This window comes from Streptomyces sp. NPDC056600 (genome assembly GCF_042792855.1).
Taxonomy (GTDB): domain Bacteria; phylum Actinomycetota; class Actinomycetes; order Streptomycetales; family Streptomycetaceae; genus Streptomyces.
On sequence record NZ_JBHTVQ010000006.1, the window covers coordinates 133,793 to 155,086 of the forward strand.

17 protein-coding genes are annotated in these 21,294 nt (G+C 73.2%); 8 read left to right on the plus strand and 9 right to left on the minus strand.

Going from position 1 to position 21,294, the window contains the following annotated elements:
* Positions 1-114 precede the first annotated feature (114 nt).
* Both ACFRAV_RS05440 and ACFRAV_RS05445 read left to right on the plus strand, forming a co-directional pair.
* Positions 115-324: a helix-turn-helix domain-containing protein gene (locus ACFRAV_RS05440; protein ID WP_108954990.1), complete on the plus strand. Its 210-nt coding sequence runs from the start codon at positions 115-117 to the stop codon at positions 322-324.
* Positions 324-893, plus strand: coding sequence for a Clp protease N-terminal domain-containing protein (locus ACFRAV_RS05445; protein ID WP_382551825.1), 570 nt, complete (start codon positions 324-326; stop codon positions 891-893). The genes ACFRAV_RS05440 and ACFRAV_RS05445 overlap by 1 nt, the downstream gene beginning before the upstream one ends.
* Positions 894-1,000: 107 nt before the next feature.
* On the opposite strand, the gene ACFRAV_RS05450 is transcribed toward ACFRAV_RS05445, so the two are convergent.
* Positions 1,001-2,098 (minus strand): helix-turn-helix transcriptional regulator, encoded by a 1,098-nt coding sequence (locus tag ACFRAV_RS05450; protein WP_382551826.1) that lies wholly within the window; start codon positions 2,096-2,098, stop codon positions 1,001-1,003.
* 1 nt (position 2,099) lies between these two features.
* Positions 2,100-2,963, minus strand: a complete 864-nt coding sequence (locus tag ACFRAV_RS05455; protein WP_382551827.1) for a DUF4097 domain-containing protein — start codon at positions 2,961-2,963, stop codon at positions 2,100-2,102.
* Positions 2,964-3,112: 149 nt separating this feature from the next.
* Here ACFRAV_RS05455 and ACFRAV_RS05460 point away from each other — a divergent pair, with 149 nt between their 5' ends.
* Entirely contained in the window at positions 3,113-4,147 is a 1,035-nt protein-coding gene (locus ACFRAV_RS05460) for a hypothetical protein (RefSeq protein ID WP_382551829.1), read from the plus strand.
* A gap of 586 nt (positions 4,148-4,733) precedes the next feature.
* On the opposite strand, the gene ACFRAV_RS05465 is transcribed toward ACFRAV_RS05460, so the two are convergent.
* From ACFRAV_RS05465 to ACFRAV_RS05485, 5 genes are all read right to left on the minus strand, one after another.
* Positions 4,734-4,913 (minus strand): DUF6104 family protein, encoded by a 180-nt coding sequence (locus ACFRAV_RS05465; protein ID WP_003992906.1) that lies wholly within the window; start codon positions 4,911-4,913, stop codon positions 4,734-4,736.
* A 97-nt stretch (positions 4,914-5,010) separates the two neighbouring features.
* Positions 5,011-8,805 carry a multifunctional oxoglutarate decarboxylase/oxoglutarate dehydrogenase thiamine pyrophosphate-binding subunit/dihydrolipoyllysine-residue succinyltransferase subunit gene (locus tag ACFRAV_RS05470; RefSeq protein WP_382551831.1) on the minus strand — a complete coding sequence of 1,265 codons (3,795 nt, stop codon included), beginning with the start codon at positions 8,803-8,805 and terminating at the stop codon, positions 5,011-5,013.
* A gap of 304 nt (positions 8,806-9,109) precedes the next feature.
* Complete coding sequence (locus tag ACFRAV_RS05475) at positions 9,110-10,165, minus strand: ATP-binding protein (protein ID WP_382551833.1); 1,056 nt, start codon at positions 10,163-10,165, stop codon at positions 9,110-9,112.
* 74 nt (positions 10,166-10,239) lie between these two features.
* Positions 10,240-11,001 (minus strand): response regulator transcription factor, encoded by a 762-nt coding sequence (locus ACFRAV_RS05480; protein ID WP_382551834.1) that lies wholly within the window; start codon positions 10,999-11,001, stop codon positions 10,240-10,242.
* Between the two features lie 97 nt (positions 11,002-11,098).
* The gene (locus tag ACFRAV_RS05485; RefSeq protein WP_382551836.1) at positions 11,099-11,836 is read right to left on the minus strand and encodes a spermidine synthase; all 738 of its coding nucleotides are present in this window, start codon (positions 11,834-11,836) and stop codon (positions 11,099-11,101) included.
* 173 nt (positions 11,837-12,009) lie between these two features.
* On the opposite strand from ACFRAV_RS05485, the gene ACFRAV_RS05490 reads away from it, so the two are divergent.
* On the plus strand, positions 12,010-12,852 hold the full coding sequence (locus tag ACFRAV_RS05490; protein ID WP_382551838.1) for a lysozyme: 843 nt from the start codon (positions 12,010-12,012) through the stop codon (positions 12,850-12,852).
* Positions 12,853-12,923: 71 nt separating this feature from the next.
* Here the strand turns inward: ACFRAV_RS05490 and ACFRAV_RS05495 are convergent, their stop codons facing one another.
* Positions 12,924-14,552 carry a M28 family metallopeptidase gene (locus tag ACFRAV_RS05495; RefSeq protein ID WP_382551840.1) on the minus strand — a complete coding sequence of 543 codons (1,629 nt, stop codon included), beginning with the start codon at positions 14,550-14,552 and terminating at the stop codon, positions 12,924-12,926.
* Between the two features lie 599 nt (positions 14,553-15,151).
* Positions 15,152-15,955 (minus strand): hypothetical protein, encoded by an 804-nt coding sequence (locus ACFRAV_RS05500; protein WP_382551841.1) that lies wholly within the window; start codon positions 15,953-15,955, stop codon positions 15,152-15,154.
* Positions 15,956-16,360: 405 nt separating this feature from the next.
* Between ACFRAV_RS05500 and ACFRAV_RS05505 the strand changes: the two genes are divergently transcribed.
* From ACFRAV_RS05505 to ACFRAV_RS05520, 4 genes are read left to right on the plus strand one after another with little or no spacing between them, the layout of a single operon-like run.
* Positions 16,361-19,699 carry a nitrate- and nitrite sensing domain-containing protein gene (locus ACFRAV_RS05505; protein WP_382551843.1) on the plus strand — a complete coding sequence of 1,113 codons (3,339 nt, stop codon included), beginning with the start codon at positions 16,361-16,363 and terminating at the stop codon, positions 19,697-19,699.
* Entirely contained in the window at positions 19,696-20,199 is a 504-nt protein-coding gene (locus ACFRAV_RS05510; protein WP_382551844.1) for a roadblock/LC7 domain-containing protein, read from the plus strand. The genes ACFRAV_RS05505 and ACFRAV_RS05510 overlap by 4 nt, the downstream gene beginning before the upstream one ends.
* Positions 20,196-20,594 carry a DUF742 domain-containing protein gene (locus ACFRAV_RS05515; RefSeq protein WP_382551846.1) on the plus strand — a complete coding sequence of 133 codons (399 nt, stop codon included), beginning with the start codon at positions 20,196-20,198 and terminating at the stop codon, positions 20,592-20,594. The genes ACFRAV_RS05510 and ACFRAV_RS05515 overlap by 4 nt, the downstream gene beginning before the upstream one ends.
* A complete protein-coding gene (locus ACFRAV_RS05520) occupies positions 20,575-21,234 on the plus strand; it encodes an ATP/GTP-binding protein (RefSeq protein ID WP_382551848.1) in 660 nt (219 codons plus the stop codon). The genes ACFRAV_RS05515 and ACFRAV_RS05520 overlap by 20 nt, the downstream gene beginning before the upstream one ends.
* The last annotated feature ends 60 nt before the right edge of the window (positions 21,235-21,294 follow it).

Genomic DNA, 21,294 nt, shown 5'->3' on the forward strand with positions numbered 1-21,294 from the left:
CAGGACCGGGCGGCGGAGGTTTTGTCGTGCGGGCGTCGGTGTCGGTGCCGGTGCGGGTGCGGGTTTGTCAATCAGGGTTGACAAGAGGTCGGCATGTCAACCATGGTTGACAGCATGACGGAAGCAACGGACCTCGCCGAGCGGGCCGGGGACCGCGATCCCCGCGTGGGACTGCGTGCGGTCACCGCACTGCGGAAGCTGCTGGAGCAACTGGAGGCCGTCCAGGTGCGCAACGCGCGCAACCAGGGCTGGTCATGGCAGGAGATCGCCGCCGAGCTCGGTGTGAGCAGGCAGGCCGTGCACAAGAAGTACGGGAGGCAGTGATGTTCGAACGGTTCACCAAGGACGCCCGGGATGTGGTCACCGGTGCCGTCGAGCACGCGGAGCGGGCCGGGGACGAGCGGGTGGACGAGGGGCACCTGCTGCTCGCCCTGCTGGACCGTGACGGCAGCCGGGGCTCCTTCGGCCTGGCGGCCCTGGGGCTGGCCGAGCGGCGGGAAGCGGTCGCCGAGTCGCTCGCCGCGGCGCGACGTCGCGGCGGGCTCACCGGCGCCGACGTCGAGGCGCTGTCGGGTCTGGGCATCGACCTGGACGAGATCGTCTCGCGGGTGGAGGCCACCCATGGCGCGGGAGCGCTCGGCAGCCGGAAGGGGCTCGGAGGCCGCCGCAAACTGCGCGGGCACCGGCCGTTCACCCGGGGAGCGAAGAACGTCCTCGAACAGTCCCTGCGCGGGGCCCTCGCCCACCGCGAGCGGCACATCGGCGACGAGCACCTGCTGCTCGCCCTCGCCGGCGGCCCCGGCATCGCCTCCGGCGTCCTCGCCGAGCACGGAGTGACCCCGGAGGCGCTGGAACGGGTGCTCTGGGGCGGGGGAGAGGCCGCCGCGAGCTGAGAGGACCACGCCCCGGCTCCGACCGGGCGGGAGGCGCCGACCGGCGGCGCCCGCCCGGTCAGGCGCCTCCGGGGCCAGGCAACCGGTTCGGTCAGGGGCGGGGTCGGTCAGGGCCGCGGGGCGTGGAGTATCGCGGCGATGCGGGCGGCTGCCGTGGCCAGGTGCGTGCGGGCCTCGGAGACCTGCTCCGAGGTGACCCCGTGGTCGCGGGCGGCGTCGCGGACGTCGTCCCGGAAGCGGTCCAGCAGCCGCTCCAGGTCACGGGACGGGTCACCCGTGCCGCTCTCGTGGGCCCACTGCGGTGCGTAGCCGACCTCCAGCCCGTCGGCCACCGGAGCGAAGACGGGGCCCGGTGCGTCGGGCACGGGGGCGGGAGCGGGCTTCGTGGTGAAGTCCGCGGCGGCGGGCGTCGCGTCCTCCTCCGCGGGGACGGGCCTGCCGAAGGGGCCGTTCTTGCCGAACGGAGCGAACTGGCCGAACTCCTTGGTGAGCTCGGACAGACCCTCACGCAGGCCGGTGGGCCAGTCGCCACGGGCGAAGTGGTCCTGCACCTGCTCCTGGACCTTGCGGGCGATCCGCTCCACCTCCTGCTGGGCCTCCCGGGCCTGCCGGCGGGCCCGGTCGGCCTCCTCGCGGGCGCGACGGCTCTCGTCCTTCGCCCGGCGAGCCTGCTCCTTCCACTCGTGGCGGGCCCGGCGCATCTCCTCCTTGGCGGCCTGCCAGGCGTCCTTGTCGCCGAACCCGCCGCCCTCGGTGAACGGGCCGAACGGGCCGCCCTTCGGGCCGGCGCCCCGCGCCGCCCGCGGACCCGCGCCCTGGTTCGTGCGGCCCGCGGCGGCGCGCATCTCCCGGCGCAGGTCGCCGGCCGCGTTGCTCACGTCGGTACGGATCTCGGCGGCGAGCTCGGCGACCGACTCGAGGATCTCCACCTCCAGGTCGGCCAGCTCGGCGCTGCGGTCGGCGAGCTCCTGGCGGCCCGCGTCGGTGATCGAGTAGACCTTGCGCCCGCCCTCCGTGGTGTGCGTGACCAGACCCTCGGCCTCCAGCTTGGCCAGGCGCGGGTAGACCGTCCCGGCCGAGGGGGCGTAGAGGCCCTGGAAACGCTCCTCGAGGAGGCGGATCACCTCGTAGCCGTGCCGGGGCGCCTCGTCGAGGAGCTTGAGGAGGTAGAGGCGCAGACGGCCGTGGGCGAAGACGGGGGGCATGTCAGAGCACCTTCCCGGTAGGGGCGTCACTCGAGCTGTTGTCGGGGGCCTCGGGGTCCTGTGCGGCGGGCCGCCGGAGCAGGGCGATCGAACCGGAGACGGTGGTCGCCCGGATGCGGCCCTTGCCCGCGCCGAGACGGCCGGTCACCCGGCGCGTGCCGGGCCTGCCGCCCACTCTCAGGTCCTCGAAGGCGTTGGAGATGGAACCGGCGGCGGTGTCCGCGTGCACCTCCGCGTCGGTGGGCTCCGGGAGGCGGACGGCGATCTCGCCCGAGACGTTCGTCAGTTTGAGGTCGGCGGGGCCGGTGCGGCCCAGGTCGATCATCACCGAACCGGTGACGGACTCGGCCCGGACGGAAGGGCTGGAGCCCTCGACGACGGTGAGGTCGCCGCCGACGGAGCTGAAGTGCAGGTCTCCGGTGAGGGCCTGCGCCTCGACGGCGCCGTTGACCGTCGCCGCGGTCACCGGGCCGGCCAGGCCCACGAGGGTGGTGTCGCCGTTGACGCCCTGGACCTCGGTGCGGGCCTTGATGCCCGACACCACGGTGGAGGCGCCGACCGTGCCGATCCGTACGGCCGTGCCGGCCGGGACCGCCAGGGACACCACGGCGCGGCGGCGCCAGGAGCTGCGGTTGAACAGCCGGTGGAAGTCCTTCCAGGCGAGGTCGCGGTAGGACACCGTCAGCGTCCCGCCCTCGAAGGAGACGTCCAAGGGCTCGCCCTCGACCTCCGACACCTCCAGGCGGGCGCCGGGCTCCTCCGTGCCGACCACGTTCACGGCGCCGTTGACCAGGCGGATGTGCAAGGACGTGACGGGCTCGTCGAACGCGAGCTTGAGCGGCTCGGTCACGGACCACTCGGGCATGCGGACCTCCTCGACAGGACGCGGTGTATCGCGTCTTCTGTAAAACACGATATATCGCGGTGAGGGGAAGTCAAGGTGCTCTATCGAGTGAGGTTGGGGCGGGTGAACAAAGGGGGAGGAATCGGCTGGGCGCATCTAGCGTGGCGATCATGGTGAGTGAGCGTGCGGATGGGGCGAGCGGGGCCGGTGTGGCTGCTGGGACGGGCGGAGCCGGTGAGGCGGGGGCGTTGCTGCTCTGTCGGGCCGCGCCGCGGGTGGTGGCTCCCGTCGCGCGGCTGCTGCGGGAGCGGATGCTGCTCGGCGGGGCCGGCACGGGGTGGAGCGTGCTGGTGCCGGAGCGGACGCCGTGGACGGGGACGGGGACGGAGGACAGGGTGTCCGCGGGACGGGTCGTCGGCGGCTGGACGTCGGCGCTCGCCGTGGCGGCGACCTGGCCGGTGCTGGGGATGTGGTGGGACGCGGAGGGCAGCGGGTTCGTGCTGGCCTCCGGGTTCCGCCGGGCGGTGGGACTCGCGTGGCGGGAGGACGGGGCGGTGGTGGGGGCGGAGGCGGCCACGGGCGGGTGGTGGGTCGGCGGGGACGGAGCGGCTGGGGTGGGTGGAGGCGGGGCGGGTGACGGCGGTGCCGGGAGCGGGGACGGGTTCGCGGCCGACGGGGCCGATGCGGGCGGTGGCGGGGCCTGGGCCGGGGAGGGGGAGGCGTTGGTGCTGGCGCTGGTGGGGCGGCTCGGGCTGGACCCGGTGCTGGACGCGGAGCTGTTGGAGGGCCTGAGGACGCCGGACCCGGAGGCCGACGCGGGGGCGCGGCTGCGGGGGCTGCTGGCGGTGCTGACGCGGACGGGGGTCGCGTTGCCGGCGGGGGTGGAGCCGGGGAGCTCCGCCGGGGCGTTGTGCGAGGCCCTGCGCGGGCATGCAGGCACTCGGCGGGTGGAGTGGCCGGGCTGGCGGGAGGCGGTCCTCGGGGAGCTCGACGTCGCGGTGGGTGGCCGGCTGGGGGCGTGGATGCCGTGGAGCGGGGGGTGGCGGGCGATGGGGCTCGCGGTGGGGCAGGTGGGGGTGGGTGTGCCGACGGTGGTGACCGGGGTGCGGAGGGGGAGGGCGGGGGTGGTGGGGGTCGGGGCGGTGCTTGTTGCGCAGGGGGTGGTGGGGGTGGCGTACGGGGCGCTGCGCCGTGCCCGGGCGTGACGTCGGCCTTCACCGGGCGTGGAGGGTCGTCCGCCGTGCGGGGCTGCGCCTTGCCGTTCCCCTGTGGCCTGCACCGGCCGTCCTGGCTCCTCTGCGCAGCGTGCGTCGCGTCCTGCCGGCGTCCGCGGCTTGCCTCCCGCAGGGCCCGAGCCTCCGTGGCGAGCGGCGAGCGGCTCCCTCACCACGCGCAAGCCGACGGCACCGTACGCACGTGAGCCAGCCGCAGCGCGACTCGGGGCTGAGCCCCGGTGGTCAGCACCGTTTGATCCCCCGACCCGCCCCCTTCCCAGGAGGGACTGAGGTTTCATGGAGCGAGCCGTGTCGCGAGGACGTGGGCCCCTGCGCCCACCTCCCCCAAGGACTTCGTCCAGGGGGTACCCCCACCCCCAAGCTCTCGGCTTAGCTCGAGCAGGTGGGGGTACCCCCGGACGAAGTCTGGGGGAGGACCCCCATCGCCCCAGCGGCACGATTGCCCGCAGGGGGCGGGTGGGAGCGGGTGACGGGCGGGTCGGCACTCCCGGTATCGGCCTCGCCCACAGGGGGCGGGCGGAGGGACGGGACGTGCCGCGCGGTCGGGCGGGAGGGACTACTCGTCGTCCTCGTCGTCGAGGCGGGCGAGCCAGGTGGCGAGGCGTTCGACCGGGACCTCGAAGTCCGGGTTGAGGTCCACGAACGTGCGGAGCTGCTCGGCGAGCCACTCGAAGGTGACCTCCTCCTCGCCGCGTCGCTTCTCCAGCTCCTCGATGCCGCGGTCGGTGAAGTACATGGGGTGGTGTCTCCTGCGCATTGGACGGCTACGGAAGAAAGGGTAAGGCCCGGACCGGGAACCCCGGGCCGGGCCTTACCTGGAGGGCTGGGAGGGCTTACGCCTCGAAGACCTGGTTGAGCAGCTGCTCCTGCTCGGCCTGGTGCCGCTTCGCGGAGCCGACCGCCGGCGAGGAGCCGTGCGGACGCGAGATGCGGCGCAGGCGCTCGGCGGCGGGGACGTCCGCGCCGACCTTCAGGTCGAGGTGGTCGATCAGGTTCAGCGCGATGAACGGCCAGGCGCCCTGGTTCGCCGGCTCCTCCTGCACCCAGAGGTACTTCTCGGCGTTGGGGAACTTGGCGATCTCGGCCTGGATCTCCTCGCCGGCGAGCGGGTACAGCCGCTCCAGGCGGATGATCGCCGTCTCGGTGTCACCACGCTTCTTCCGCTCCGCGTCGAGGTCGTAGTAGACCTTGCCGGCGCAGAAGACGACCTTGCGGACCGCGGCCGGGTCCACCGACTCGTCGCCGATGACCGGACGGAACCCGCCCGTGGTGAACTCCTCCGCCTTCGACGCGGCGGCCTTCAGGCGCAGCATCGACTTCGGGGTGAAGACCACCAGCGGCTTGTGGTGCGGGTTGTGCACCTGCCACCGCAGGAGGTGGAAGTAGTTCGCCGGCGAGGTCGGCATGGCGACCGTCATGTTGTTCTGCGCGCACAGCTGCAGGAAGCGCTCCGGGCGGGCGGACGAGTGGTCCGGGCCCTGGCCCTCGTAGCCGTGCGGCAGGAGCAGCGTGACGCCGGAGGTCTGGCCCCACTTCTGCTCGGCGGAGGAGATGAACTCGTCCACGACCGTCTGCGCGCCGTTGACGAAGTCGCCGAACTGCGCCTCCCACATGACCAGAGCCTCGGGGCGGGCCAGCGAGTAGCCGTACTCGAAGCCCATCGCCGCGTACTCCGACAGCAGGGAGTTGTAGACGTTCAGGCGGGCCTGTTCGTCCGCCAGGTACAGCAGCGGCGTGAACTCCTCGCCGGTCGCGCGGTCGATGAGCACCGCGTGACGCTGACCGAAGGTGCCGCGCTGCGAGTCCTGGCCCGCCAGACGGACCGGGACGCCCTCGAGGAGCAGCGAGCCGACCGCGAGGGTCTCGCCCATGCCCCAGTCGATGGTGCCGTCCTCGACCATCGCCGCACGGCGCTGCAGCTGCGGCAGCAGACGCGGGTGCACGGTGATGTGGTCGGGGATGTTGACCTGCGACTCGGCGATCCGCTTGACGACCTCGCTGGAGATCGCGGTGGTCACCGGGACGGGGAAGCCGGCCTGCGGGTCGTAGGCCTCGGAGGGGACGGGCTGCGCGGTGGCCTCGCGGACCTCCGTGAAGACCTTCTCCAGCTGGCCCTGGTAGTCCTGGAGCGCCTGCTCGGCCTCTTCCAGGGTGATGTCGCCGCGACCGATGAGGGACTCGGTGTAGAGCTTGCGCACCGAGCGCTTCTTGTCGATCAGGTCGTACATCAGCGGCTGGGTGAAGGCCGGGTTGTCCGACTCGTTGTGACCGCGGCGGCGGTAGCAGATGAGGTCGATGACCACGTCCTTGTTGAACGCCTGGCGGAACTCGAAGGCGAGCCGGCCGACGCGGACGACGGCCTCGGGGTCGTCGCCGTTGACGTGGAAGATCGGGGCCTCGATCATGCGGGCCACGTCCGTCGCGTACATCGAGGAACGCGAGGACTCGGGGGCCGCGGTGAAGCCGACCTGGTTGTTGATGACGACGTGGACCGTGCCGCCGGTGCGGTAGCCGCGCAGCTGCGACATGTTCAGGGTCTCGGCCACCACGCCCTGGCCCGCGAAGGCCGCGTCACCGTGTATGGCGATCGGCAGGACCGTGAAGTCCGTGCCGCCCTTGTTGATGATGTCCTGCTTGGCGCGGGCGACGCCCTCCAGGACCGGGTCCACCGCCTCCAGGTGCGAGGGGTTGGCGACCAGCGAGACGGCGATCTGCTCGCCGTCCAGGCCGGTGAAGGTGCCCTCGGCGCCCAGGTGGTACTTCACGTCGCCGGAGCCGTGCATCGACTTCGGGTCGAGGTTGCCCTCGAACTCGCGGAAGATCTGCGCGTAGGACTTGCCGACGACGTTGGCGAGGACGTTCAGGCGGCCGCGGTGGGCCATGCCGATGACGACCTCGTCCAGACGGGACTCGGCGGCCGAGTCGATCACCGCGTCGAGCAGCGGGATGACGGACTCGCCGCCCTCCAGCGAGAAGCGCTTCTGGCCGACGTACTTGGTCTGCAGGAACGTCTCGAAGGCCTCGGCGGCGTTCAGACGGCGCAGGATCCGCAGCTGCTCCTCGCGCTCCGGCTTGGAGTGCGGGCGCTCGATGCGGTCCTGGAGCCACTTGCGCTGCTTCGGGTCCTGGATGTGCATGTACTCGACGCCGGTGGTGCGGCAGTACGAGTCACGGAGCACGCCGAGGATGTCGCGCAGCTTCATCATCGACTTGCCGGCGAAGCCGCCGACGGCGAACTCGCGCTCCAGGTCCCACAGGGTGAGGCCGTGCTCGGTGATGTCCAGGTCGGGGTGCTTGCGCTGCTGGTACTCCAGCGGGTCGGTGTCGGCCATGACGTGGCCGCGGACCCGGTAGGAGTGGATCAGCTCGAAGACGCGGGCGGCCTTGGTGACGTCGTCGTCGTGCGAGGCGTCGATGTCCTTGAGCCAGCGGACCGGCTCGTAGGGGATCCGCAGCGCCTCGAAGATCTCGTCGTAGAAGCCGTTCTCGCCGAGCAGCAGGTTCGACACGATCCGCAGGAACTCACCCGAGGCGGCGCCCTGGATGGTGCGGTGGTCGTAGGTCGAGGTGAGGGTCATCACCTTGGAGATGCCCAGCTTGTTCAGGGTGTCCTGGGAGGTGCCCTGGAACTCGGCGGGGTACTCCATGGCGCCGACGCCCATGATCACCGACTGGCCGGGCATCAGGCGCGGCACGGAGTGCACGGTGCCGATGCCGCCGGGGTTGGTGAGGGAGACCGTCACGCCGGTGAAGTCGTCCATCGTCAGCTTGTTGTCGCGGGCGCGACGGACGATGTCCTCGTAGGCCTGCCAGAACTCGAAGAAGTTCAGGGTCTCGGCCTTCTTGATGGCCGCGACGACGAGCTGGCGGTCGCCGTTGGGCTTGACCAGGTCGATGGCCAGGCCCAGGTTGACGTGCTCGGGCTTGACCAGCGTCGGCTTGCCGTCCTTCTCCGCGAAGGACCAGTTCATCGACGGCATGGCCTTGACGGCCTGCACCATCGCGTACCCGATGAGGTGCGTGAAGGAGATCTTCCCGCCGCGGGCGCGCTTGAGGTGGTTGTTGATGACGATGCGGTTGTCGAACAGCAGCTTCACCGGGACCGCGCGGACCGACGTGGCGGTCGGCAGCTCCAGGGAGGCGTTCATGTTCTTCGCGACGGCGGCGCCGGGGCCACGGAGCGTGACGTACTCGGGTCCCGTCTTCGCCTCGGCCTCGGGCTCGGCCTTCGCCTTGGCGGGGGCCTTCGCCGCGGGCGCGGCCGGAGCCGGGGCGGCGGCGGGCTTCGCCGGGGCGGGCTTGGCGGGCGCTGCCGGAGCGGCTGCCTGCTGCGGGGCGGCGGGAGCGGCGGCCTGCGCCGGAGCCGCGGCCTGCCGCGGGGCGGCGGGTGCGGCGGGCTGGGCCGGGGCGGCCGGGGCCGGCGCGGCGGACTGCTGGGCGGAGGAGCCCGGCTTGTAGTCGGCGAAGAAGTCCCACCAGGCGCGGTCTACCGAATTCGGGTCCTGGAGGTACTGCTGATAGATCTCGTCGACGAGCCACTCGTTGGCACCGAACGCGGCCGCGGGGTTCTTACCCGCCGAACCTGCGTCGGTCGAGACACTCGAGTTACTGGGGGACTGTGGCGACACGGCGGCAACCGCCCTCTTCCGCTTCACAAGGTTATGGACAGCGGGAACAAAGCTACGCCTCCCCGGCAGTGATGGTCAGGCCGGGCCCGGTCATCGTCACGCACATCACATCCGCGAGCGTGTTTCGGCGGCGGAAATGGCGGGAAACAACCGGGGTTCCCCTATGAAACAGGTGTGTACGGGTGCGACGGCGGAAGCCGCGCACGGCCTCCGCACGAGCCTGTTCCCCCCTTCCACGTGCTCACACGCCCCCACCGGCGCGAACGCCGATGGATCTTGAAGGGGTCTTGGTCCGAACTTTACGTCAACCCTCTTCCGGGATGCTTCCCGGAAGGGTGACGAGCATGCGACAGCCGCGCTCGGATTCGGCCACCCTGATGCGTCCGCCGTGCAGTTCCACGGCCCAGCGGGCGATCGCGAGACCCAGACCGGTGCCGCCGTCGCTGCCGGGGCCGTGCGAAGGGGCGGCCGATCCCCGGTTGAAACGCTCGAAGACGCGGTGCCACTCGGCGCGCGGGATGCCCGGACCCTCGTCCTGGACCTCCAGCGTCAGCGAGCCCGGATACGGGCCGGGGCGGGCCCGTACGGTCACCCGGCCGCGCGGCGGGCTGTGCTTCATCGCGTTGTCGATGAGGTTGGCGAGCACCTGGTGCAGCCGCTCGGGGTCGGCGTGCGCGCTCAGGTGCGTGGGCTGCACGTCCAGGTGCAGGTGGACGTCGCTGCGGGTGTGGGTGCCGGAGCCGGAGGCGAGGCCCGGACGGGCCGCGGCGACCATCCCGGCCTCCTTGATGATCCCGGAGAGGTACGGCCAGACCTCGAAGGTGCGGGCCTTGAGCGGCACCACGCCGTTGTCCAGCCGGGAGAGGTCGAGCAGGGTGTCCACCAGGCGCCCCAGCCGCTCGGTCTGCCGCAGCGCGGTCCGCATGGTCTCCGGGTCCGCCTCGCAGACGCCGTCCACCACGTTCTCCAGCACCGCCCGCAGACCGGCGATCGGGGTGCGCAGCTCGTGCGAGACGTTTGCCACAAGCTCCTTGCGCTGACGGTCCTGCGCGTCCAGCTCGTCGGCCATCCGATTGATGGCCCGGGACAGGTCGCCCAGCTCGTCACGCCGGCCCTCGGACACCCGGCGGCCGTAGTCGCCGTGCGCGATGGCCCGGGCGACACCCGTCATGGCGTCCAGCGGCGCGGTCAGCGACTGCGCCACGAACTGGGTGATCAGCAGCGTCGCGATCATGGAGAAGACCATGACGAACCGGAGTTCGGTGGCCGTCCGCACCGCTATCAGCAGGAAGCCCGTGGTGATCAGCACCGAGGCCACGACCAGGACGCACAGCTTGGTCTTGATCGAGAACGGCCGCATGGCCGCCCGCCGGGGGCAGGGCGGCCCGTGAGGTCTGCGCCGGCCCGTCGGTCGCCCGGCCACCGGGTCGCTGGTCATGGCGTCGGCGTCTCCAGGGCGTAGCCCACGCCGTGCACCGTACGGATGCGCTCCGCGCCGATCTTCCGGCGCAGCGCCTTGATGTGGCTGTCGACGGTCCGGGTGCCGGACGCGTCGGCCCAGTCCCACACCTCGGCGAGCAGCTGCTCCCGGGAGAGCACCGCCCGCGGGGTGTTGGCCAGGCACACCAGCAGGTCGAACTCGGTGGGCGTCAGGTGGACGTCCTCGGAGCGGACCCGCACCCGGCGCTGGGCGTGGTCGATCTCCAGTTCGCCCAGGCGCAGCACGCCGGAACGCGGCGTGGCGGCGGCCAGGGCGGCGCGTTCCATGCGGCGCAGCAGCACGTGGACGCGCGCCGCCAGCTCCCGCATGGAGAACGGCTTGGTCATGTAGTCGTCGGCGCCGACGCCGAGACCCACCAGCATGTCGGTCTCGTCGTCGCGCGCGGTGAGCATCAGCACCGGCACCGGGCGCTGGGCCTGCACGCGGCGGCAGACCTCCAGGCCGTCGAAGCCGGGCAGCATGACGTCGAGGATCAGGAGGTCCGGCTGCCAGGCCTCCGCGGTGTCCACCGCGGCCGGTCCGTCGCCCGCCGTTTGCACCAGGAACCCCTCGGCGCGCAGACGGGCCGCGATGGCGTCGACGATCGTCGGGTCGTCCTCGACCACCAGGACTCTGCGCTGAGCGCCCTGGGTCGCCGTGCTTCCGCTCTGTGAGGTCGCCGTGCTTCCGCTGTGCGAGGTGTGTGTCTGCTCCATCGCCCGCCCCTGGTGTGCTTTCCGGAATCCGTGGGGTGATTCCCATGCCTGCGGTCCTGGCGCCGATGATCGGCGCCAAGGGGCAGCGTATGCGGATTCACCCGGCAAGAGCCATCCCGGGCCGCAGAGCCAGGTGCACCACGTCCGGAACTCCCCGGGCAACCGGGACCTCATCGGTACGCACCTGCCGGAACCCGGCATTCCGCAAGGTACCTTCGAATTCCGGGGAGGGCTGCGCCGACCAGACCGCCAGCACCCCGTCGGGCCGCAAAACCCGTGCGCAGGCCGCGAGTCCGGCCGGCGAGTAGAGGCTGTCGTTGCCCTCGTCGACGGTCCATCCGGGGCCGTTGTCGATGTCGAGACAGAGTGCGTCCCACGTGTGGGAAGTCACATCCAGATAACGAATCAGGTCCGCCTCGACGATCTCCGTCCGGGGGTCCGCGAGGGCGTCCGCGGTGAGGTGTCGCAGCGGCCCGGAGTGGTGCCAGTCGATCACCGCCGGCTCGCGCTCGATCACCGTGATCCGGTCCCAGCGGGCGTCCGCGGTGGCGTGTGCGAGCGAAAATCCGACGCCCAGCCCGCCGATCAGCAGGCGCCGCGACCCGCGTGCTCCCGTCCCGTCGAGTCCGCGGGCGGCCGCGTCGACAAGGAGACGCTCGGAGCGTCCGTCCGAGGTGTCCATCAGGAAGCAGCCGTTCGCGATGATCTGCAGCAGCGCGCCGTGACGGCGCAGCACGACCTCGCCGTGCGGGCCGGTGCGGCGGTCCACGACGACCGGTGTCTGGTCAGAGGTCTCGTTCTCCCCGTCCGGTACGGGGGCGTGCGTGGTGGACATGACGTCCATCCTGCCAAGGGCGGTGGCCGGATATCGGCGAACGGCTGATCCACGGGCGCGGAGCGGGGGCAGGCGCTCTTTCCGGGGGACGTCTACGGGCGTAGCTTCGAGACGGCACCACTGACATGTCCGCGCCAAGCGGCGTTTTTCCGTTCCCCTCACCGGAGGTTCGCATGTCCGTGCTCAGACCCGCGCGCGCCGTTCTCGCCGGCGTGCTTCTCGCGGCCCTCGCCGCGCTCACCGTCACCCCCGCCCACGCCGCCGGCGACGGCGATGGCGGCGGCGACGGCAGGACCAAGTACCCGGCCCGCGGCACCGCCCATCTGGGCATGGGCGTCCTCTCCCACGACGGGCAGCAGGGCGACCCCTCCAACGGCCGGGCGGACGCCGTCCAGACCGAGGGCGTCGACGTCTCCGGCCACCAGGGCAACGTGGACTGGGGCTCGCTCTGGAACAGCGGCGTGAAGTGGGCCTACGTGAAGGCCACCGAGGGGACGTACTACAAGAACACCTCGTTCACGCAGCAGTACAACGGCTCGTACAACATCGGGATGATCCGCGGGACGTACCACTTCGCCACCCCGGACACCACGTCGGGCGCCACGCAGGCCAACTACTTCGTCGACAACGGGGGCGGCTGGTCCCGCGACGGCAGGACCCTGCCGGGGGTGCTGGACATCGAGTGGAACCCGTACGGGGCGTCCTGCTACGGCAAGACGCAGAGCCAGATGGTGGCCTGGATCCGGGACTTCGTGAACACCTACAAGGCGCGCACCGGGCGGGACGCGGTGATCTACACCGCCACGAGCTGGTGGACCGAGTGCACCGGCAACAACAGCGGCTTCGGCGCGACCAACCCGCTGTGGGTCGCGCGGTACGCCACCGCGGTGGGGACGCTGCCGGCCGGGTGGTCGTACTACACGATGTGGCAGTACACCTCGACCGGGCCGATCGTCGGCGACCACAACCGGTTCAACGGGGCGTACGACCGGGTGCAGGCGCTGGCGCTGGGCTGACGTCGGCGGGGGTGGGGCGGGCCGGTGTCGGCGGTTCGGCGCCGGCCCGCTGTCAGATTGTGAGGCGTGGTTCAGCGCGCGACGCCCGTGTGTCCCGGGTGGGGGCCCTCGGCGGGGCGGCCGGTGGTCGCCGTGGTGGCGGCGGGGGCCGGGGCGGCCGCCGGGACGGGAGCGGTCAGGGGCGACAGGTCCTGGGCGTAGGAGCCGACGGCGTGGGCGATGACGTCGATGTTGACGTCGAAGGCCTTCATCGAGATGTTGCCCAGGTCGTCGCACGCCTGGTGGTAGCAGGGGTCGAAGGGCTTGCCCGCCGTGCCGCCGAAGAGGGCGGCCATCTCCTCGGTCTTCACGCCCTCCGCGCCGGTGAACGTCCCCCCGGCGGGGATGCCCGCCTCGATGAACGGGCCGTAGTCCGACCGGCCGTCGAAGTCCGCGCCGAGGTGGCGCAGGCCGCGGCGGTCGAGGAAATCGTTGATCCCGCGCTCCAGCTGGGCGGAACCGGCGGGGCCGGGGCCCTCGCCCGCCCCGTCCGAGTCGTCGCCGTCGTAGACGAACTGGGCGGCGTTGGGCGAGGCGATCATGTCGAAGTTCAGGTACAGGCGGATCTGCTCGCGTTCCCCGGGCGACAGCTGGGAGACGTAGTCCGTGGAGCCGAGCAGGCCGAACTCCTCGGCGTCCCACCAGGCGAAACGCACCCGGTCGGCCGGGCGGTGCTCGGTCCGCGCGAGTTCCAGGGCCACCTCCAGGAGGCCCGCGGAGCCGGAGCCGTTGTCGTTGACGCCGGGGCCCTCGACGACGGAGTCCAGGTGGGCGCCCGCCATCACCGTGCGGGAGGGGTCGCCGCCGCGGGTCTCGGCGATCACGTTGTGGGCGGTGCGCTGCTCGCGGCGCTCACGCAGGTCGAGGCTGACGGTGGTCCCCGCCTTCGCGGCGGCGGCGGTGAGGGCCGCGCCGTCCTCGCGGGTGACGCCGCCGGTGGGGATCACGGCGGCGGAGGGGTCGCCGAGGGTGCCGCGCAGCGGGCCGTCCGCGTTGTTCACGATCAGCGCGGCGACGGCGCCGGCGGTGGCGGCGGCCTTCTGCTTCTCGGCGAACGAGCAGGCGCCGCGGGGGATCAGCACGGCCTTGCCCCTGACGTCGTGCGGCGTGTAGTCGGACGGCTCGCAGCCGGGGGTCGCGTCCGCCGTTCCGTCGCCTCCGGTCCTGGGGGGCAGCGCGGCGAGGGGGGCGGTGAGGCCGCCCTCGGGGGTGGAGACGGTGTACGTCATCAGCGCCACGTCGACGTCCCGCGGGGGCGTTCCGGGGGTGGTGACGCTCAGCTTCTCGGCGAGGGCCTCGGCGTAGGTGAAGGCGAACGGGACGGTGGTGACGAGGTAGCCCGCCCGCTGGAGGGCCTTGCGGAGGTACGCGGCGGTGGCCTCGCCGCCGGGGGTGCCGGCGGCGCGGTTGCCGCCGTGGGCGTCGGCGATGCGTTGGAAGGCGGCGAGGTGGGCGTGCGCGTCCCTCGCGTCCGCGGCGCGCACGAGGCGGGCGGCGAGGGTGGTCGCGGCGGCCGCGGGGTCCTTGGGTTCCCCGGGTCCTCCGGGTCCTCCGGGTCCTCCGGGTCCTCCGGGGTCCGGCGCGGGGGAGGCCGCGAGGAGCAGGGGGGCGGTGAGGGCGGCGGCCGCGGTCACTGCGGCGGCGGCTCTGCGTCTGCGCACGCGGGGTCCTTCCGGCGGCGGGGCTACCTTTCGCCATGCTCGCCCCGGCGGGGGGCGGCTGCAACGTGGGGGTGGCGGGGGCGGTACGGGACTGCCCGCGGCGCTGACCGTGCCTGGGCCTCGCGGGGCGGGGGGCGGGTGCGTGCGCGGTGCGTGCGGCGGTGCGTGCGCCCGGGCTTCGCGGGCGTGAGGACGGGTGCGTACGTGCTGCCTGCGGCGGTGACCGCGGCTTGGCCCTTGTGGCCGTGGGTCGGGTGCGTGCGTGCCGGCTGCGCCCACCCGTGCCGCCCAGCGGCACGATTGCCCGCAGCGGGTGGGGCGGGTGGCCCCGCCAGGTCGCCCGCGGTTTCCGCGCCTGGGCCTTGTGGCGGTGGGGTCGGGTGCGTGCGTGCCGGCTGCGCCCACCCGTGCCGCCCAGCGGCACGATTGCCTGCAGCGGGTGGGCTGCGTGACCCCGCCAGGTCGCCCGCGGTTCCCGCGCCTGGGCCTTGTTGCGGTGGGGTCGGGTGCGTGCGTGCCGGCTGCGCCGACGCCGCCCCAGCGGCACGATTGCCCGCAGCGGGGCGGGGTGGGGCCTCCCGCCGGGGATGGTCCCGGGTTCAGAAGGCGATGTGGGCGACCGTGGCGTCGTCGTGGGTCTTGGAGGGGCCCAGCAGGCGGCGGGTCCGCGCGTCGGCGCGTTCCAGTTCGCGGACCTCCGCGACGAGTGCCGCCGCCCCGCGGGCGTGGACGAGGGAGACCACGTCGGCCCACCCGCCCCGGCCGAAGACCTCGACCCACCGCGTCGCCCCGTCGGTGAGCGCGGTGAGGGACCGCACCCCCTCCCGCGGCACGGAACCCGTGACGGCGCGCTCCGCGACCGAGGGGTCCGCCGCCGCGGTCCAGAAGCCGCCCTCCTTGTTCCGCAGCGTCGCGTCGACCACCGCCGCCGACCGCAGCCGCTCCCGGGGGATCCGGGCGAGCCGGTCGTCGGTCAGGGCGGTCACCTCGGGGTCTTCACCGTCTCCCCCCGAGCGCTCCACCAGCAGCACCGAGTCGGCCAGCACCAGGTGTTCCAGCGTCCCGGCGTCCCAACGGGCGAGCGCCACCGTGGCTTGCGGCGTGCGCGGGTGAGAAAGGTCACAGCGGTCCGCGTGGGCCGCGGCCGTACGCGCGACAGCGGCAGCCAGCACCTCCGGCAGGGTGAGATCCCGCCGGGAAAGGGACAGTTCGGTCAGTGCCCCGCCGAGCCGGGCGGTGAACCACGGCACGGAGTGCGCACAGCCGGTCTCGCCCCGTGGGGGAGTGACCCCGTCGAGCACCACCACCACGCCGCCGAGACCGGAAGCGGGTAGTCCGACGGAGACGAAGTCCTCGTTGGGAAAGCCGAGTTCGGAGGGCTCGGAGGCAAGTTCGGCGCGCATCCGCCCAGTCTGCACCCGCACGCCCCGGAGGTGGCTCTCGGAACAGGGGGAACACCCGCACCTCCACCGTCACCCGGCGGAACTCCGCGTCGATGCCCGGTTGGTGGGGATTGCGGTGCGATTGTGAAGGCGTGGCGGCGAATCCTGCCAAAGTCCGTGACGGTCGTCCACCTGGGGCTCCGGACGCCCGTCCGGACGACCCTGCGGGTGGGAGGCTGGAACTTGCCCCTCAACTACCCTCCGATGTTCACTCCTTCGGGTGGCGGGGCGGTTGATGACCGGTCACCGCCCACCGGCACTGGGAGGGTCGGACACCGAAAACCGGAACCGTACCGGGTGAGTGTCGCCCCAGTTGACGGCAGGTCACCCGGGCCTTGGGTACACGAGTCAGGAATGCGAGCACCGGTGCAGAAGACGCGGCCTCGGCGTACGGGCAAGAAGAAGGCCTCCCGCGAGGGCACGGAGAACTCGCCCACCCCCACCGGCACCCCGGGCGCGTCCGCCCCGGCCGGCGGCGAGGTGGGCCGGGGCCGGCCCACGCATGTACGCAACCGGCTCATCGTCGCGGTGGCCGTGGTGGCCGCCGCCGTCGCGGGAGCCGGCGCCCCCTCCCTCCTCTCCTCCGCGGGGCGGCTGGACGAGAGCAAGGACCTGGTCACGCTCACCGCGCAGACCCAGGACGCGCTGACCCTCGCCCACGCCCTCGCCGACGAGCGGGACGAGGTCACCCCGTACATCGCGGCGGGACGCCCCGAGTCGCGGGCGCCCTCCGAGCAGCGCGGCGCCCGGGTGGACCGGGAGATAGAGGATCTGCGTGAGGACGCGGACCTCCCGGCCGCGCTCAGGGCCGACCTCGACGAGATCGCGAGCATCCGGAGAGCGGCGCTCTCCGGCAAGAGCAGCGCTCTCGAAGCGCACGAGGCGTACTCCAGGGCCATCGCGGAACTGCACCGCCTGGCCGGCGAGCTGGCCGACCGCATGCCGCCGCGCGCCGGGGCGGGCGCGCACGCGCTGGCCGACCTGGACACCGCCGTCCAGCAGGCGGCGGCCGCCCGCGGCCTGCTGCTGGCCGCACTGGCGGTGCCGAGCACCTCCACCCAGGTCTACGACCCGGTCACCGGCACCACCTCGACCTCCCGGGTGTTCGCCCCGGCCGACGCCTCCCGGCGCGACGCGCTGACCTCGGCCGCCCAGCAGGCCCGGGTCCGCTCGGACGCCGCGCTGGCCGAGTTCCGCGCCAACGCCCCCGAGGAGTCGGCGGACGCCTTCGACTCCACGGTCACCGGCCGCGAGTCCGAGACCGCGGGCAAGTACCTGCGCAACCTCACCGACCGGCCGGTGCTGAACGACAAGGAACTGGCCACCGACCCGAAGAAGCTCTCCGCCGCGCTGTCCGCCCGCCTCGACCTGATGCGCGGCGCCGAGTCCTCGCTCTACGAGGGCCGGGTGAAGGCCCTGGAGGAGCTGCGCGCCGACGACGTCACCGAGCTGGAGATCCGCATCGCCGCGCTGGTCGCGCTGCTGCTGCTCGCGGTCGGCATCGCCACCGGGCTGGCCCGCTCGCTGACCAGGCCGCTGGCCGTGTTGCGCCTCGGCTCGGCGCGTCTCGCGGACAAGCCGGAGGACGAGGAGCCCATCCGGTTCACCGGCCGCAAGGACGAGTTCGCCCAGGTCGTGCGCTCCGTCAACACGCTGCACGGTCACGCGCTGGCGCTCCAGGAGCGGATCAGCACGCTGGAGGCCGACCGCAAGCACCTGATCGGCGAGCGGCAGCGGATGGCCGACGCACGCGAGGAGCTGCGCGCCGAGCTGAAGTCCGCGCAGGAGGAGCTTGACCGGTCGCAGAACTCGGACGAGGGCCCCTACGTCAGCCTGGCGCTGCGCATCCTCGGGCTGGTCGAGCGTCAGCTCACCGTCATCGAGGGCCTGGAGGCCCGCGAGGAGGACCCCGAGGGTCTGTCCACGCTCTTCAAGGTGGACCACTTCGCCACCGTGATGCGCCGTCACAGCGAGAACCTGCTGGTGCTGGCGGGCGTCGAGCACGGACAGCAGCACGCCGGGCCGGTTCCGCTGGTCGACGTGGTGCGGGCCGCGGTCAGCGAGATCGAGCGGTACGAGCGGGTGCGGATCGGCGCGCTGCCGCCGGCCGCGCACCTGGCCGGCTTCGCCGCCGACGACCTGAGCCACCTGCTGGCCGAGCTGCTGGAGAACGCCACCGCGTTCTCGCCGCCGGAGCTGCCGGTGGAGGTCTCCGGGTGGCTGCTGGAGAGCGGTGAGGTGATGCTCTCCGTGCAGGACGAGGGCATCGGCGTCACCGAGGAGCGCCTGGAGCGCCTCAACAGCCGTCTGGCCGACTTCGACCCCGAGCAGCCGCACGCCCCGGACGGCGACGACGGTCTGGGCCTCGGCCTCTACGTCGTGTCCCGCCTCGCGCACCGGCACGGGGTGCGGGTGCGGCTGCGGGAGCAGAAGCAGGGCGGGGTCACCGCGGTCGCGGTGCTGCCCACGTCGCTGCTGGCGGCGGCCCCGGCCGCCGCTCCGGTCACCACCGCTCCGGTCGGCCGGCAGGGGGCTCCGACCTCGCTGCCGGGCGCCGACGCGGAGGCCAACTCCAACGTGCTGCGCGGCCGTACCGAGGCGAAGGCGGCGAAGGCGGCCCTGCCGGGCGGCGCGGAGCCGGCCGCGGGGGAGGACCTGCTCGCCGCCGAGGCGGTGGAGGCGGGTCCCGCTCCGGCGCCCCGGCCCCAGGCGGGGACCGTCTCGGGCGACGGCGACGCGTCCGGCGTGACGGCGCCCGTCGTCGAGCAGGCGAAGGACCCGGCGATCGCCGCGGCCGAGAAGGCCATCGGCGCGGCCGAGGCCGCCGCCGAGGCGGCCCGCGCCTCCGTGGCCGGGCCCACGGCCACCACCTCGGGCACGGCGGGCCCGGCGGGGGCCGCCCTCCCGCCGGAAGCGCGTACCCCGGTCGCCACGGACGCCGGTGAGGACGCCGCTCCCAAGGCGGCCGGGACCGCCGCGGACGACGACGAGGTGTCCGACGCGGCCGCGCTCGCCGGGAACGCGGCGAACGACGCCGAGGGCGCTGAGCCGCGGCCTGCCGCCGCGGACGACGACGAGGTGGCCGACGCGGCCCGGGCCGGTGGGGACCGGCACGAGGCCGTGGATGAGGAGACGGCGACCTTCCGGCTGCCCGCCCAGATGTCCGGCGAGGACGCCGAACGCATCGCCGCGGGCCACGCCACCGACCGCGCCGCCGACCGGCGCGGCAACTCCGCCGCCGACCACCGCTCCGACCACGCCACCGACCGCGCCACCGACCACGGCGCCGGTCAGGGCGACGGCGCGGACGCCGACGCGGGCGGGCAGGGGGCGACGGACCCGTACGCCATCGGCCCCGAGCGGCACGAGCGCGTCGCCGACGAGGCCGAGGCCGAGCCGGTGACCGACAAGGGCCTGCCCAAGCGCACGCCCAAGGTGGTGTCCGCCCCCGCTCCCCGCGCGCGCACGGGCGCGGTGGACGCCGACGCGCTGCGGCGCAGGCTGGGCGGGTTCCACACGGGATCCCGGGCCGGCCGCCGCGACGTCCAGGCGGAGCTGGCGGGGTCGACGGGCGGACCGGGTGCGCAGGGGGCGCCCGGACCGCAGGGGGAGGGACAAGGCGACGCCACCGGCGCGCCGGACCCTCGTCAGGGGAACGCATCCGAGCAGGCCATGGGGGGAACCGTCGAGGAGGCAAGCAGTTGACCGCGCCCAGTACCGTCGGACTGAGCAGTGAGGCTCGCAACCTGCACTGGCTGTTGACCAACCTCGTCGAGGAGGTGCCCGGGCTCCTGTCGGTGGCGGTCGTCTCCTCCGACGGACTGCTCCTGCTCTCCTCCGACCTGGCCGACCACGCCCCGAAGGAGAAGAAGGACGCCCCCACCGGGCCGCGCGGCTCGGCCGCCGACCTGTCCACCGTGGTGTCCGGCATCGGCAGCCTGACCGTCGGCGCCTGCAAGCTGCTGGAGTTCGGCGGCGTCCGCCAGACCATGGTCGCCATGGAGGAGGGCAGCCTCTTCGTCATGGCGATCAGCGACGGCTCCCTGCTCGGCGCGCACGCCGCGCCGGACTGCGACATGAGCGTGATCGCGTACCACATGGCGCTCTTCGTGGGCCGGGCCGGACACGTGCTGACCCCCGAACTGCGCGACGAGCTCCGCGACTCGATGGATCGGAAGACCGGCGACGTGAGGAGCGGACGATGAGCGCTTCGAGACTTCCGGTGCGCGGCGGGGACCGCAAACCCGCCCGCGTGCGGCCCTACTCGCTCACCGGCGGCCGGACCCGCTTCGGCCACGTGCTGCTGGTGGAGACCTTCGTGGCGGCGCTGGACGCGCCCCCGGAGCGCAAGGAGCTGCCGAACGGCTCCCTCGTCACCCGGGTGATGCCGGAGATGCGGGCCATCGTCGAACTCTGCCGCCGCATGCGCACGGTGGCGGAGATCGCCGCGCTGCTCAAGATGCCGCTGGGCGTCGTCCGCGTACTGCTGAGCGACCTCGCGGACCAGGGAAAGATCCGCGTGTACGGGACCGGGCACCCCACCGGCCGTCCCGACCGCGCACTGCTCGAAAGGGTGCTCCATGGCCTTCGCCGTCTCTGACGCCGGGAACGCCGTCGTCCCCGAGGCCGTGCCGGTCGCCGTGGCCGACGCCGAGGAGGAGGTCCTCCGGCCCTGGCAGACCGACCGCAACCGGGCGCCGGTGGCCACCAAGATCCTGGTGGCCGGCGGCTTCGGCGTCGGCAAGACCACGCTGGTCGGCACGGTCTCGGAGATCAAGCCGCTGGAGACCGAGGCCCTGATGACGGAGGCCGCCGCCGGCGTCGACGACATCACCGCCACGCCCGGCAAGACCACGACCACCGTGGCGATGGACTTCGGCCGCATCACCCTCGACGACGACCTGGTCCTCTACCTGTTCGGCACCCCCGGCCAGCAGCGGTTCTGGTTCATGTGGGACGACCTGGCCCGGGGCGCGGTCGGCGCCGTCGTGCTGGCGGACACCCGCCGCCTCAAGGACAGCTGGCCGGCCCTCGACTACTTCGAGAGCTGCGGTCTGCCGTACGTGGTGGCCGTCAACCACTTCGAGGGCAGCGAGCGCTTCGAACCGGAGGACGTCCGGGAGGCGCTGTCCATACCCTCTGCCGTACCGGTCATGGTCATCGACGCCCGCAGCCGGATCGCGGTGATCGAGACCCTGCTGGCCCTCGTCGGCCACGCCCTCGAGGCGCTCCCCGAGTAGGCCCCGCCCGAACAGGTCCTGCCCGAACAGGCCCTTGCGAAGGGGCCTGTCCGTCACACC

Bases quoted from the DNA above. Each gene is read 5' to 3' on its own strand.
- ACFRAV_RS05450 (WP_382551826.1), bottom strand. From the start codon at position 2,098: ATGCCCCCCGTCTTCGCCCACGGCCGTCTGCGCCTCTACCTCCTCAAG.
- ACFRAV_RS05480 (WP_382551834.1), bottom strand. From the start codon at position 11,001: ATGGAGCAGACACACACCTCGCACAGCGGAAGCACGGCGACCTCACAG.
- ACFRAV_RS05515 (WP_382551846.1), top strand. From the start codon at position 20,196: ATGAGCGCTTCGAGACTTCCGGTGCGCGGCGGGGACCGCAAACCCGCC.
- ACFRAV_RS05500 (WP_382551841.1), bottom strand. From the start codon at position 15,955: ATGCGCGCCGAACTTGCCTCCGAGCCCTCCGAACTCGGCTTTCCCAAC.
- ACFRAV_RS05440 (WP_108954990.1), top strand. From the start codon at position 115: ATGACGGAAGCAACGGACCTCGCCGAGCGGGCCGGGGACCGCGATCCC.
- ACFRAV_RS05520 (WP_382551848.1), top strand. From the start codon at position 20,575: ATGGCCTTCGCCGTCTCTGACGCCGGGAACGCCGTCGTCCCCGAGGCC.
- ACFRAV_RS05455 (WP_382551827.1), bottom strand. From the start codon at position 2,963: ATGCCCGAGTGGTCCGTGACCGAGCCGCTCAAGCTCGCGTTCGACGAG.
- ACFRAV_RS05475 (WP_382551833.1), bottom strand. From the start codon at position 10,165: ATGCGGCCGTTCTCGATCAAGACCAAGCTGTGCGTCCTGGTCGTGGCC.
- ACFRAV_RS05445 (WP_382551825.1), top strand. From the start codon at position 324: ATGTTCGAACGGTTCACCAAGGACGCCCGGGATGTGGTCACCGGTGCC.
- ACFRAV_RS05490 (WP_382551838.1), top strand. From the start codon at position 12,010: ATGTCCGTGCTCAGACCCGCGCGCGCCGTTCTCGCCGGCGTGCTTCTC.
- ACFRAV_RS05485 (WP_382551836.1), bottom strand. From the start codon at position 11,836: ATGTCCACCACGCACGCCCCCGTACCGGACGGGGAGAACGAGACCTCT.
- ACFRAV_RS05465 (WP_003992906.1), bottom strand. From the start codon at position 4,913: ATGTACTTCACCGACCGCGGCATCGAGGAGCTGGAGAAGCGACGCGGC.
- ACFRAV_RS05460 (WP_382551829.1), top strand. From the start codon at position 3,113: ATGGTGAGTGAGCGTGCGGATGGGGCGAGCGGGGCCGGTGTGGCTGCT.